Genomic DNA, 11,518 nt, shown 5'->3' with positions numbered 1-11,518 from the left:
CCCGCCGCGGCCGGACCGGTCCCCCGGCGGCCGGCCCCCGCCCCAGCGCTTTCCGGGCACGCGGTCCGGCCGTCCCGGTCGGCGTCCAGCCCGCCGCTGCCCGGGTGTGCGGCCCGGCGGGGTCGGTCGGTCCTCACCTGGGGGCTCCTTCCAGGAGGGCGCCGCGGCGGACACCGGTGCGCAGTTCGAGGGCCCAGTTCACGTCGTTCACCGAGGGCCGGTCGCGGCCGCCCAGGTCCGCGAGCGTCCAGGCGACCCGCAGGACGCGGTCCAGGCCGCGGGCGGTGAGCAGGCCCCGGTCCAGGTCCTCCTCGGCCTTGGCCAGTGCCCCGGGCTGTACGTGCCAGCGGGTACGCAATTCGTGTCCGGGCACCTCGCTGTTGGTGCGCCAGGGAAGTCCCTCGTAGCGCCTGGCGGCCCGCTCCCGGGCGAGGCGGACCCGGTCGGCCACGACGGCCGTCGACTCGGCACGGGTGTCCATCCGCAGGAGTTCGGCCCGGGCGACCGGCTCCACTGTGACGCGCAGGTCCACCCGGTCCATGAGGGGGCCGGACAGCCGGGCACGGTAGCGCTTGATCGAGGACGGCCGGCACTCGCAGATGTCGTCGCCTCGTCCGTGCCGCCCGCACGGGCACGGGTTGGCCGCCAGCGCCATGAGGAACCTGGCCGGCATCCGCAGCATCCCGGCCGCCCGGGCGATCACGACGTGACCGGATTCCAGGGGCTGGCGCAGGGCGTCCAGGACGCTGCTGTGGAACTCGGCGGCCTCGTCCAGGAAGAGGACTCCGTGGTGGGCCAGGGACACCGCTCCGGGCCGGGGCAGCCCGTTCCCGCCGCCGACGAGGGAGGCCATGGTCGCGGAGTGGTGGGGTGCGCAGTAGGGGGGCCTGTCGACCAGGGGGTGACCGGGCGGGAGCATGCCCGCCACCGAGTGGACCGCGGTGACCTCCAGGGACTCGGCCCGGCCCAGCTCGGGCAGGAGGCCCGGGAGCCGTTCGGCGAGCATCGTCTTGCCGGCACCGGGCGGCCCTTTGAAGAACACGTGGTGCCGGCCGGCCGCGGCGACCTCCAGTGCCGCCCGCGCGGTGTGCTGGCCGGCGACGTCCGACAGGTCGGGGGCGTGCGCGCCGTCGGTGGCGCCCGTGCCGAGCCCGGTGCCGGGGAGGGCCAGACCGGCGAGGAACGGATCGGGGCGGATCTCCCTCGGCACGGGTTCCTCGTCCGGCACCGGTTCCTCGGTGAGGACGGCGATCAGCTGGCGCAGACTGCGCACACCGAGCACCGACACCCCGGGCACCAGCGACGCCTCGGGCACCGCGGACTCGGGCACGACCACCTGTTCGTACCCCGCCTCCGCCGCGGCGAGGACCGCCGGGAGGATGCCCCGGACCGGTCGCACGCGGCCGTCGAGTCCCAGCTCCCCGATCATGACGATGTCGGCGAGCACACGGGGGTCGATCCGCTCGGCCGCGCCGAGGACGGCGGCGGCGACGGCCAGGTCGAAGCCGCTGCCGCTCTTCGGCACCGAGGCCGGGCTGAGGCCGACGGTGAGCTTCTTGGACGGCCAGGCCGCACCCGAGTTCACCACCGCCGCCCGCACCCGGTCCCGGCTCTCCGTCAGGCTCTTGTCGGGGAGGCCGACCAGGGTGAAGGCCGCCACGCCGGGTTCGAGGTCGGCCTGGACCTCGACGACCACGCCCTCGACGCCCACCAGGGCCACCGAGCACGTGCGGGCGAACGCCATTCAGGCCACCCCCCGCGCGTGCTCGACGGACGGGGCGCCACGGCGGGGCACGAGGACGCCGACGAGGTCGATACGGACGCCGCCGGGCGGGGCCCCTCCGTGGGCCTGGATCCAGTGCTCGGCGAGTTCGCGGAGCCTGGCCGCCTTCTCGGGGGTCACCGCGGCCATCGGGTGTTCGAAGTCACCGCCCCGGCGGGTCTTCACCTCGCAGACGACGAGCGCGTCCCCGTCCCGGGCCACGATGTCGATCTCGCCGGTCCGTCCGCTGCGCCAGTTGCGCTCCAGGATCGTCATGCCGGCCTCGGCCAGCCGCCGCGCCGCCAGATCCTCGCCGTACTTGCCGATCGCTTCTCGTGCGTTCATGTCGGCACCACCTCCGGCGCCAACCGTCACGCGTCCCGCCGCCCCCTGTTGATCTTGGTGGGCTACTGCGCGGTTGTGGAGAACTCCGCCACCCGGATGGGTGACGGAGCCCGGAAGCGCAGGTCATCAGCCGCCCGGCAGCTCCAGATCGCTCTTGTTCAGCTCCTCGATGTTCACGTCCTTGAACGTGAGGACGCGGACCTGCTTGACGAAGCGAGCCGGCCGATACATGTCCCAGACCCAGGCATCGGCCATGGTCACCTCAAAGAACACCTCGCCCTGGACCGAGTGGACCTGCATCTCGTAGTCATTGGTGAGGTAGAAGCGCCGCTCGGTCTCGATCACGTATTTGAACAGACCGACGACGTCTCGGTACTCCCGGTAGAGCTTCAGCTCCATCTCGGTCTCGTACTTCTCGAGGTCCTCGGCGCTCATGGCATGTTCCCCTTCAGCCGTGCGATCCCACCATTGTGCGCCAGTCCCCGGGGCCCTCAGACGATTTCCGTGTCGAGGGTCACGGGCTTGGCCGGGGGACCTTCGACGAGCAGCGTGCGCAGCAGCTCGGCGAGTCTGGTCGGATACACCGTCTCATGTGCCCGGGTCAGTTCCCGGCACGTCCACCAGCGCGCTCCGGCGACGCTGCGCCGCTCCAGTTCCGTCAGCCCCGTCGCCGCGGTCGCCGTCTGGCTCGTACGGGCCAGGTAGTACCACTCGTCCTGGTCCCAGCGGCGGCCCGCGAACGGGAAGGAGCACCGCCGCCGCCAGAGCACGGGGCCGAGTTCGACGTCGGTGATACCGGTCTCCTCGGCGAGTTCCCGCAGTGCGGCCTCTTCGCGCGTCTCCGCACCCTCCAGACCGCCGCCCGGCGTGAACCACCAGTCGTCGGCCGGGTCGTCGGGCTCGTGGCCGTGCAGGAGCAGGATGCGGTCCTCGGGGTCGAGTAGCACCACGCGGGCGACCCGGCGCGGACCGTCCCCGGCCTCGTACGACTCCTCCGCCGGCCGCGTGGGATCAGCGGGCACCGGCCGACTCCCGGCCGGCCGTGCGAGCGCGGGAGCGGCTCAGGCGCCCCGCGACGGGGCCGTAGGCGCCGCCGCCGAGGACCAGCACCGCGCCGGCGATGACCATCACTTCGAGCGTGCGCAGTGGTCCGGGCCGGGACAGGGCGCCGAGCGGCTCGAAGCCGGTGGGGCGCTTGAGCATGCCCTTCCAGGGCCAGACGACGGCGTCCACCCGGGCGGAGACGGCGTCCCGGGACACGGTGCCCTTGGCCGCGTCGGTGAGGTGGGCGGTGGAGTCCAGGGAACCCTGGCGTTCGTCGCCGAGGAGGAACAGCCGGCCCTCGGGAACGGTCACGGTGCCGAAGCCCTTGAGTTCGGCCAGGCTGCCCTCGGGCAGGTAGGGCTCGTCGATCTGCCTGCCGTTGACGGTCAGCTTGCCCTCGGTGCAGCAGGAGACGGTGTCCCCGCCCACGGCGACCACACGCTTGACCACCTTGGCGTTGTCGACCCAGGTCTTGTCCTCGAAGACGACCACGTCGCCGCGCCGCACGTCGGCGCCGTCGACGCGCTGGGCCAGCACCCGGTCGCCGGCGTCGATGGTGGGGGTCATGGAGCTGGTGGGCACGGTGTAGGGCCGGTAGACCACCGCTCCCCACCCGAATCCGCCCAGGAACAGCACCAGACCGAGCGCCACGGCCAGTCCGGACAGCCGCTGCCCGAGCCGGCCGCCGGTCTGTGCCGGGCCGGTGCCGCCGCTGCGCGGGGCCGTACGCGTCATGCTCTCGCCACCCATGGACCCGCACCCTACCCGGCGGTTCCGGACGGGGGCAGCCCCTCCTTCCGGACCGGGATCAGCGGGGCCGGAAGGTGCACCTCACGGCTCGTGGGAAGGGGCTGGGCGGGTGAGCCGCCCGAGGGGGAGAGGGGCGTCCGCTTCCCGCATCGCAGGCGCCGGCTTCACACGCGGGCGACGCCCGAGGGGGCGGGGCGTCCGCTTCCCGCGGGTGCGCGCGTCCGCCTCCTGGCAGTCGTGCTGCCCCGCCGGGGTCGTCGCCGCCCGGCGTGGGCCGACGGCCCGCGGGTCACGGGCGGGCGGTGGGCGTCTTCCGGGCGGTCGGCGCGGTCCCGGTCAGGTCCGTGCGCCTGCGCCGCCAGACCGCGAACGGCAGCACCGCGGCGACGGCCACGCCCTGCGGGGCCACCGACAGGGACGCGGCGGAGGAGGACTGCCGGTCGAGGCCGGGCTGGTCGAAGGTGTCCGGGATCGGCAGGGTGCCCCAGCGGTTGATCGGCCAGGCCTTGACGATCGCGCGGCCCACGACGTCCTTGACCGGGACCATGCCGTGGTGCTTGTCGGACTGGTTGTACCGCGAGTCCCGGGAGTTCTGGCGGTGGTCGCCCATCACCCAGATGTAGCCCTTGGGGACCTTCACCGTGAACTGGCCGCCCTGGTCGTCCACGCTGCACGGGGTGTTGCCCGGGTAGACGTAGGGCTCGTCCAGCGCCTTGCCGTTGACCTTCAGGGGGCCGCTGTTCTTGCACTCGACCGTGTCGCCGCCGACGCCGATCACCCGCTTGATGAGGTCCTTCTCCTCCGCCGACGGCATCAGGCCGATCCAGCTGAGCACCTTCTGCACCGGGTTCGGGTTCGGTGTCGGCTCGCCCGCCAGCCAGTTGTCCGGGTCGTGGAAGACGACGACCTCGCCGCGCTCGGGCTCGGAGCCGAACCACGGGGTGAGCTTGTCGACCAGGACGCGGTCACCCTCCTGGAGGGTGTTCTGCATCGAGTCGGACGGGATCGAGAAAGCCTGCACCAGGAAGGTCTTGATCAGCAGCGCCAGGACCAGCGCGATGCCGATCAGGATCGGCAGCTCCTTCCAGAAGGAGCGCGGCTTCTTCGGCCGCTGCGTCCCGTCGTCCGCGTCCGCGGTGCCGGCGCGGGGCCGTGGCTCGCCCTCCGGCGTGCCGTCGTCGCCCGCTGCCCGGTCATTCCCGGAGGTCATGGCGCTGTCCGGGACGGGAACGTCCGGTCCCACGGGGTGCCCGCGGTGCTCCTCGCCGTCGTGACCCGACCGTGCGCCAACCGCCACATCCCCCACGCCAACTCCTCACTCTGTGCCGCTGCCCGCGCCGCACACGGCGCAGGCCCACCACTCCCATAACGAGCGGGAGTTCCGCAGGGGTCGGGAGGTGTGTCATTCCGTTCGGATTCTCGGGATCAACCCTATGCGACAGCCGGGGAGCAGCGGTCGTCCCCGACGCCGAGTCGGTGACGCTTGCGAAGGTTTTAGGTTCCTCCAGGCGCGTCCAGTGGCCGAGCGGCCAGCCGATGACCATGGCCCGGCCGACCACCGAGTCCTCCGAGACGGTGCCGCCGTAGGGCGTGTCCTGGTGGGCCCGGGAGTCGGCCGAGTTGTCCCGGTGGTCGCCCATGACCCACAGCCGGCCCTGGGGCACGGTGATGTCGAAGGGGGTGGAGGAGGGCGAGTTCCCGGGGTACAGGTAGTCGCCCTCGGTGAGCGGTACGCCGTTGACGGTGACGCGCCCCTGCGCGTCACAGCACTTGACGTGGTCGCCGCCGACCCCGATGACCCGTTTGATCAGGTCCTTCTCGTTGTCGGAGGGCAGCAGGCCGATGAACGTGAGGCCCTCTTTGACCTGCTTGACCACGACGGGGTCGTTCTTCTTGGCGGTCTGCTCGTCCTGGAGCCAGCCGCCGGGGTCGTGGAAGACGACGACGTCCCCGCGCTGCGGCTCGGAGCCGAACCAGGGGGTGAACTTGTCGACCAGGACCCGGTCCCCGATCCGGATCGTCTGTTCCATGGAACCGGACGGGATCACGAACGCCTGGACGAGGAAGGTCTTCAGGACGAGCGCGATGAGGACGGCGACTCCCACCAGCAGGGGGATCTCCCGGACGGCCGAGCGCCTGCGCTTGCGCTTGACCTTGCGCTGCAGTTTGCGGCGCTCCGCGCGCGTGCGTCCGCCGCCCGGCGCGGTGGTGCGGCGGACCCCGGTGGGCAGCAGGTTCTCGGCGGGGCCGCCGGACACCCCGCGCGGCTTGCCGCGGCTACCCATGGCCGCCCTCCGCGGGGGCGGCGGGCACGCGCGCGTAGGCGGACGGCCGGGTCAGGCGGGTCCAGTGGGGGTACGGCCAGACGATCCAGTCGGCCCGGCCGACGACGTCGCCGACCGGGACCATACCGCCGCCGGGTGAGCCGAGGTGGTCGCGGGAGTCGCTGGACTCGCTGCGGTGGTCGCCGAGCACGAACAGGCGGCCCGGGGGCACGACGACGTCGAAGGGGACGCTGGAGGCACTGTCCCCGGGATGGAGGAACGCCGTCTCGTCGACCGCCCGGCCGTTCACCTCGATCCTCCGCTTCCTGTCGCAGCAGACCACATGGTCTCCCCCCACACCGACCACACGCTTGATGTAGTCGGCGTCCCCGAAATACCCGGTGCCGTCGAACACGATCACATCGCCGCGGCGCGGCTGGGCACCGAAACGGTACGCCAACTTGTTTACGAGAACGCGGTCCCCGATCCTCAACCCCTGCTCCATGGATCCGCTCGGAATCTCGAACGGCTGCGCCACGAAGACGTTGAGGAGCAGCAGGGACGTCAGGACGGTGAGGACCGAGAGGGTGATCCGGCCGCCGGGGAGCCGGTCGGCGACCCGTGCCACCAACGCGAAACGCGACCGGCCCTCCGTACCCGGTGTCCCGGGGCGGGAGGAGCGGTCGCGTTCCGTCGGCTGCGCTTCGGTGTCCATCGGGGCGAGATGCTATCCCGACCCCGGCACGGACTCCGTCAGAGCGCTCAGTTCTCGCGCTTCTCCTTGATCTTCGCGGCCTTGCCGCGCAGGTCACGGAGGTAGTACAGCTTGGCGCGGCGCACGTCACCACGGGTGACCAGCTCGATCTTCTCGACGATCGGGGTGTGCACCGGGAAGGTGCGCTCGACGCCGACGGAGAACGAGACCTTGCGGACCGTGAAGGTCTCGCGGACACCGGAGCCCTGGCGGCGGATCACAACGCCCTTGAACTGCTGCACACGGGAGCGGTTGCCCTCGATGACGCGGACGTGGACGTTGACGGTGTCACCCGGGCGGAAGGCCGGGATGTCGCTGCGCAGCGACGAGGCGTCGACGGTGTCGAGCAGGTGAGACATTTCGTCTGCTTTCTTCGCTGATGCCACAGGTCATCAACGGGAACTAGGGTTTCAGGAGGACTGCCGTGCGGGTCGGTGCGGGCGTCGTGTCCCCCTGTGGCAGGGGCGCACGCCGGACGGACGCACAACAGCGGTCTATTCTTCCACGCCGTCGGCCCGGCGCCAAAATCGGCCGTACGGCTCGCTCTCCGGGGCGGGTTCCCAGCCCAGGATGGAGAGCATCTCGCGGTCCTTCTTGTCGAACGCCTCGGGGGCACAGTGCTCGATCAGGTCGGGCCGGTTGGCGGTGGTGCGCCGGAGGGCCTCGTCGCGGCGCCAGCGGGCGATCTTCCCGTGGTGGCCGCTGAGCAGCACCTCGGGGATGTCCCGGCCGCGCCAGACGGGCGGCTTGGTGTAGACGGGGCCTTCGAGGAGGGCGGCCATCGCGCCGGGAGCGAAGGAGTCGTCGCGGTGGGACTCGGCGTTGCCGAGGACGCCCGGCAGCAGCCGGGCCACGGCCTCGGTGACGACGAGTACGGCCGCCTCGCCGCCGGCGAGGACGTAGTCGCCGATGGAGACCTCGTAGACGGGCATGCGTGTCGCGTACTCGTCCGTCACGCGCCGGTCGATGCCCTCGTAGCGGGCGGGCGTGAAGATCAGCCAGGGGCGTTCGGACAGCTCGACGGCCAGTTCCTGGGTGAAGGGACGGCCGCTGGGCGTGGGGACGATCAGTGCGGGCGCCCCGGCGCCGCTCTCGTAGCCGTCGGCGAGGACGGTGTCCAGGGCGTCGCCCCAGGGCTCGGTCTTCATGACCATGCCCGGGCCGCCGCCGTAGGGGGTGTCGTCCACCGTGTTGTGCCGGTCGTACGTCCACGCGCGCAGGTCGTGCACCTGGACGTCGAGCTGCCCGCGCGCGCGGGCCTTGCCCACGAGGGAGACGTTCAGGGGGTCGAGGTACTCGGGGAAGATCGTGACGACGTCGAGCCTCATGCGCGGTCGTCCCCGGACTTCTCCCCGGACTCCTCGGACGCCTTCCCGGACTTCCCCTCGGGCGTATCCCCGGACTCCTCGGACGCCTTCCCGGACTTCTCCCCGGGCGTCCCCCCGGACTTCTCCCCCGCCTCTTCGCCGGTCTCTTCCCTGGTGGACGCGATCTCGACGCGGTCGTCGATCAGGCCCGGCGGGGGTGTGACGACCGCCCGCTGCTCCTCCAGGTCGATCTCGGCGACGATCTCCTCCACGAAGGGGATCATCACCTCGCTGCCGTCGGGGCGCTCCACGATGAACAAATCCTGCGAGGGCAGGTGCGAGATCTCGGTGATCCGGCCGACCTCCGTGCCGTCCTCGGTGACCACGTCGAGGTCGATCAGCTGGTGGTCGTAGTACTCGTCCTCGCCCTCGGGGAGTTCCTCGGGGTCGATCTCGGCGATCAGCAGGGTGTTGCGCAGGGCCTCGGCGCCGTTGCGGTCGGTGACGCCCTCGAAGCGCAGGAGCAGCCGGCCGCTGTGGACGCGGCCGGTGGCGATGGTGAGCGGCCCGGTCGCGGCCGGGTCGGTGGCCAGGACGGCGCCCGGGGCGAGCCGCAGCTCGGGCTCGTCGGTACGTACCTCGACGGTGACCTCGCCCTTGATGCCGTGGGCGCGGCCGATCCGTGCGACTACCAGCTGCACGTGTCCAATTCTCCTGTCATCTGCTGCGTGCGCATCCCGCGCGTCCTGCGCGTACGGCCTGCTCATACGACTGCGGGCCGGGGACGGCCAGTGGCCCTCCCCGGCCCGAGCCGGTTGCGATGAAGCGTCAGCGGACGTGATCCACGTCGACCAGGTCGACGCGGACACCGCGACCGCCGATGGCGCCCACGACGGTACGCAGGGCACGCGCGGTGCGGCCGTTGCGGCCGATCACCTTGCCGAGGTCGTCGGGGTGCACCCGGACCTCCAGCACGCGCCCGCGGCGCAGGTCGCGCGAGGCGACCTGCACATCGTCAGGGTTGTCGACGATGCCCTTCACGAGGTGCTCAAGCGCCTCTTCGAGCATGCTGCTCAGGCCTCGGTCGACTCGGACTCAGCCGCAGCCTCGTCCTTCTTCTCAGCCTTCTTCTTCTGGGTGATGGCCTCACCCTTGCCCTCGTCGTCACCACCGAGGGCCTCGAACGACGGACGCGTGGCCTTCGACTCGGCGACGAGCAGCGGCGCCGGGGCGGGCTCGCCCTTGAACTTCTGCCAGTCGCCGGTCTTCTTCAGGATGGCGAGCACGGGCTCGGTCGGCTGCGCGCCGACACCCAGCCAGTACGCCACGCGGTCGGCGTCCACCTCCATGACCGACGGGTTGTAGGTCGGGTGGTACTTGCCGATCTCCTCGATGGCCCGGCCGTCACGGCGGGTACGGGAGTCGGCGACGACGATGCGGTAGTGAGGCGAACGGATCTTGCCCAGACGCTTCAGCTTGATCTTGACTGCCACGGGAGTGGAATCTCCTGGATTTGACGTGGTTGGGCACGGCAAGTTGCCGCGTGGGGTTGCGGTACCCGAGTGCCCGATGGACGCGTCAGCCGGAGGAGAGAGGGGTCCTGTGCGACTGTCGAGTACAGCTTGCCATTCTGCCACACCCCGAGGGCCGCTTCGGCCGAGGGTGTGCGGACCCCGTCCGGGCATGCCGGAGAGGCACCCGGCGCGGAGGTGAGGTCACGCCGGGTGCGCCGTCCGGCACCGGCGGGCCGCCGCTGCCGGGTGTGCCGTCCGGCACCGACGGCCGCCGCGGTGTGCGGCGCCCTGGTCGTCCCGCGGTCCCCGGCACCCACGAGATGCCGGTACGTACGCGGTCCGCGCCTATGCCGCTCCCACGACCTCCGGGATCCTGAACGGCTTGCCGCAGCCGCCGCAGACGATCGGGGCCTGGGCCAGGACCGAGGGAACCACCCGGACGTTGCGCCCGCAGTCGCACACCGCCTTGACGCGGACGCCGCCACCGGAGGAGCCGTGCCGGGCGGCCGGGCCGCGGAAGGTGCGGGAGGTGTCGGCGGAGGTGGCCGCGGTGTGGGCCTTCAGGGCGCGCTGCAGCCGCTCGATGGTCGGACGGTAGCGCCGCTTCGCCTCCGGGTTGAGCGTGACCAGCGAGAAACCGCTGCTCGGGTGCGGTTCCTCGGGGTGGTCCAGGCCCAGCTCCTCGGCGATCGCGAGGAAACGACGGTTGTGGTAGCGGCCGGCCCGGGAGGTGTCACGGACGCCGCGGGCGGCGGCGATGCCGTGGACGGCCTCGTGGAGCAGTCGCTCGAAGGAGAGTTCGTGACCGCACGCGGACGACGACTCTCCGATCAGGGACTCTGGCGCGGCGAGGTCCGGCAGTTCGGAGTGGTGCCGCTGAATGTCGGCCCACGCCTGTGCCAGCTCTGCGGCGAGAACAGGTGGTGTCTGTGTCGTGCTCACGTAATGACAACGAGCGGGGGTGCCGCTGTGTTCCTATTCCGGGGCATCCCAAATAATTTGCACGTACCCGTCAGTTGCCGCTGATGCGTCCTGACGAGGGCGGGTGCGCTGATCTGCGGAGAAGCTTCACAGCTCATACCAAGCTGGTGCGTAGTCCGCGCTACGTCATGGCCGTGAGCCCTGATGCGACGGTGACCGGCTGCTGCGCAAGAGGTGTTTCGGCCGCTCTCGGCGCGCGCGCTCATCCTGGACAGCGTCCAGGGCGCTCGCGACGTTACCGCGCGCCGCCGCCCGCCCGGTCACCGGCCCGTCCCCGGGCGCCGACACCGTAGGGCCGCCCAGGTTGCCGGGATGTGAAATCTCGCCACTCCCGCGTCGTGACCCCAAGCCGGGGCCCACGACCCCTGGACGGCACCGCGAGCCGAGAGTTACGTGGCATAGGTGCGAAGTGCGCGCGCACGGCACGGGGGGCCACACAACCGCGCACAGCGGCGAACTGTCGGCGGATAGGGGCGCTTCCATGACACCTACGCTCGTGCGGCAGCACGTGTCCCACGCGGGCTCCGCAGCACGCGTGGACCGATGCGCACGCGCGCGTGACTGGTCCGAGATCCAGGAGCGGATGCTCGTACCGCTCTTCGACACCGTGTACGACCGCCTCGAGGTGGGCCCCGCCACCCGGCTGCTGGGCCTGCGCTGCGGTTCCGGCCTCGCCCTGCTGATGGCGGCCGCCAGGGGCGCCGCCGTCACGGGCACCGACCCCGTCTCCCCCGAACGGCTCGCCCTCGCCCGCGAGCGTCTGCTGCCGGACGCCCGGCCCGGCGCGGGCGGCGCAC

At 71.7% G+C, this 11,518-nt stretch carries 14 protein-coding genes and 1 pseudogene; 1 reads left to right on the top strand and 14 read right to left on the bottom strand.

From position 1 onward, the window contains the following. Positions 1 to 133 precede the first annotated feature (133 nt). From GT045_RS28055 to GT045_RS27990, 14 genes are all read right to left on the bottom strand, one after another. Positions 134 to 1,744 (bottom strand): YifB family Mg chelatase-like AAA ATPase, encoded by a 1,611-nt coding sequence (locus GT045_RS28055; protein WP_161335903.1) that lies wholly within the window; start codon positions 1,742 to 1,744, stop codon positions 134 to 136. Beyond that, the gene (locus tag GT045_RS28050; protein ID WP_161335902.1) at positions 1,745 to 2,107 is read right to left on the bottom strand and encodes a YraN family protein; all 363 of its coding nucleotides are present in this window, start codon (positions 2,105 to 2,107) and stop codon (positions 1,745 to 1,747) included. 126 nt (positions 2,108 to 2,233) lie between these two features. Next, positions 2,234 to 2,542, bottom strand: a complete 309-nt coding sequence (locus GT045_RS28045; RefSeq protein WP_014675276.1) for a DUF2469 domain-containing protein — start codon at positions 2,540 to 2,542, stop codon at positions 2,234 to 2,236. Positions 2,543 to 2,598: 56 nt separating this feature from the next. After that, positions 2,599 to 3,129 carry an NUDIX hydrolase gene (locus GT045_RS28040; RefSeq protein ID WP_161335901.1) on the bottom strand — a complete coding sequence of 177 codons (531 nt, stop codon included), beginning with the start codon at positions 3,127 to 3,129 and terminating at the stop codon, positions 2,599 to 2,601. Continuing rightward, a complete protein-coding gene (lepB, locus tag GT045_RS28035; protein ID WP_161286836.1) occupies positions 3,119 to 3,901 on the bottom strand; it encodes a signal peptidase I in 783 nt (260 codons plus the stop codon). Before lepB (GT045_RS28035) ends, GT045_RS28040 begins: the two co-directional genes overlap by 11 nt. Positions 3,902 to 4,190: 289 nt before the next feature. Further along, positions 4,191 to 5,207, bottom strand: coding sequence for a signal peptidase I (lepB, locus tag GT045_RS28030; protein ID WP_345942780.1), 1,017 nt, complete (start codon positions 5,205 to 5,207; stop codon positions 4,191 to 4,193). Continuing rightward, positions 5,095 to 6,186, bottom strand: a complete 1,092-nt coding sequence (gene lepB / locus GT045_RS28025) for a signal peptidase I (RefSeq protein WP_161287283.1) — start codon at positions 6,184 to 6,186, stop codon at positions 5,095 to 5,097. The genes lepB (GT045_RS28030) and lepB (GT045_RS28025) overlap by 113 nt, the downstream gene beginning before the upstream one ends. Next, a complete protein-coding gene (gene lepB / locus GT045_RS28020) occupies positions 6,179 to 6,880 on the bottom strand; it encodes a signal peptidase I (protein WP_161287282.1) in 702 nt (233 codons plus the stop codon). The genes lepB (GT045_RS28025) and lepB (GT045_RS28020) overlap by 8 nt, the downstream gene beginning before the upstream one ends. A gap of 47 nt (positions 6,881 to 6,927) precedes the next feature. Next, complete coding sequence (gene rplS / locus GT045_RS28015) at positions 6,928 to 7,278, bottom strand: 50S ribosomal protein L19 (RefSeq protein ID WP_161287281.1); 351 nt, start codon at positions 7,276 to 7,278, stop codon at positions 6,928 to 6,930. A 135-nt stretch (positions 7,279 to 7,413) separates the two neighbouring features. After that, positions 7,414 to 8,247 carry a tRNA (guanosine(37)-N1)-methyltransferase TrmD gene (gene trmD, locus GT045_RS28010; protein ID WP_161287280.1) on the bottom strand — a complete coding sequence of 278 codons (834 nt, stop codon included), beginning with the start codon at positions 8,245 to 8,247 and terminating at the stop codon, positions 7,414 to 7,416. Then, positions 8,244 to 8,927 (bottom strand): ribosome maturation factor RimM, encoded by a 684-nt coding sequence (gene rimM / locus GT045_RS28005; RefSeq protein WP_161335899.1) that lies wholly within the window; start codon positions 8,925 to 8,927, stop codon positions 8,244 to 8,246. Before rimM ends, trmD begins: the two co-directional genes overlap by 4 nt. Before the next feature lie 127 nt (positions 8,928 to 9,054). After that, the gene (locus tag GT045_RS28000; protein WP_005479813.1) at positions 9,055 to 9,294 is read right to left on the bottom strand and encodes an RNA-binding protein; all 240 of its coding nucleotides are present in this window, start codon (positions 9,292 to 9,294) and stop codon (positions 9,055 to 9,057) included. A 5-nt stretch (positions 9,295 to 9,299) separates the two neighbouring features. Beyond that, positions 9,300 to 9,719, bottom strand: a complete 420-nt coding sequence (gene rpsP / locus GT045_RS27995) for a 30S ribosomal protein S16 (RefSeq protein WP_161289170.1) — start codon at positions 9,717 to 9,719, stop codon at positions 9,300 to 9,302. Between the two features lie 366 nt (positions 9,720 to 10,085). Then, positions 10,086 to 10,682: a hypothetical protein gene (locus GT045_RS27990; protein WP_161289169.1), complete on the bottom strand. Its 597-nt coding sequence runs from the start codon at positions 10,680 to 10,682 to the stop codon at positions 10,086 to 10,088. A gap of 520 nt (positions 10,683 to 11,202) precedes the next feature. On the opposite strand from GT045_RS27990, the pseudogene GT045_RS27985 reads away from it, so the two are divergent. After that, a pseudogene (locus GT045_RS27985) lies at positions 11,203 to 11,518 on the top strand (SAM-dependent methyltransferase); the annotation flags it as partial.

Origin of the sequence: Streptomyces sp. SID486, assembly GCF_009865385.1 — a bacterium.
Classification (GTDB): domain Bacteria; phylum Actinomycetota; class Actinomycetes; order Streptomycetales; family Streptomycetaceae; genus Streptomyces.
The sequence above is the reverse complement of the archived record's forward strand: the minus strand, read 5'-3'. Positions and strand labels throughout refer to the sequence as shown.

Bases quoted from the DNA above. Each gene is read 5' to 3' on its own strand.
- GT045_RS28045 (WP_014675276.1), bottom strand. From the start codon at position 2,542: ATGAGCGCCGAGGACCTCGAGAAGTACGAGACCGAGATGGAGCTGAAG.
- rplS (WP_161287281.1), bottom strand. From the start codon at position 7,278: ATGTCTCACCTGCTCGACACCGTCGACGCCTCGTCGCTGCGCAGCGAC.
- GT045_RS28000 (WP_005479813.1), bottom strand. From the start codon at position 9,294: ATGCTCGAAGAGGCGCTTGAGCACCTCGTGAAGGGCATCGTCGACAAC.
- lepB (WP_161287282.1), bottom strand. From the start codon at position 6,880: ATGGACACCGAAGCGCAGCCGACGGAACGCGACCGCTCCTCCCGCCCC.
- lepB (WP_161286836.1), bottom strand. From the start codon at position 3,901: ATGGGTGGCGAGAGCATGACGCGTACGGCCCCGCGCAGCGGCGGCACC.
- lepB (WP_161287283.1), bottom strand. From the start codon at position 6,186: ATGGGTAGCCGCGGCAAGCCGCGCGGGGTGTCCGGCGGCCCCGCCGAG.
- trmD (WP_161287280.1), bottom strand. From the start codon at position 8,247: ATGAGGCTCGACGTCGTCACGATCTTCCCCGAGTACCTCGACCCCCTG.
- GT045_RS28055 (WP_161335903.1), bottom strand. From the start codon at position 1,744: ATGGCGTTCGCCCGCACGTGCTCGGTGGCCCTGGTGGGCGTCGAGGGC.
- GT045_RS28050 (WP_161335902.1), bottom strand. From the start codon at position 2,107: ATGAACGCACGAGAAGCGATCGGCAAGTACGGCGAGGATCTGGCGGCG.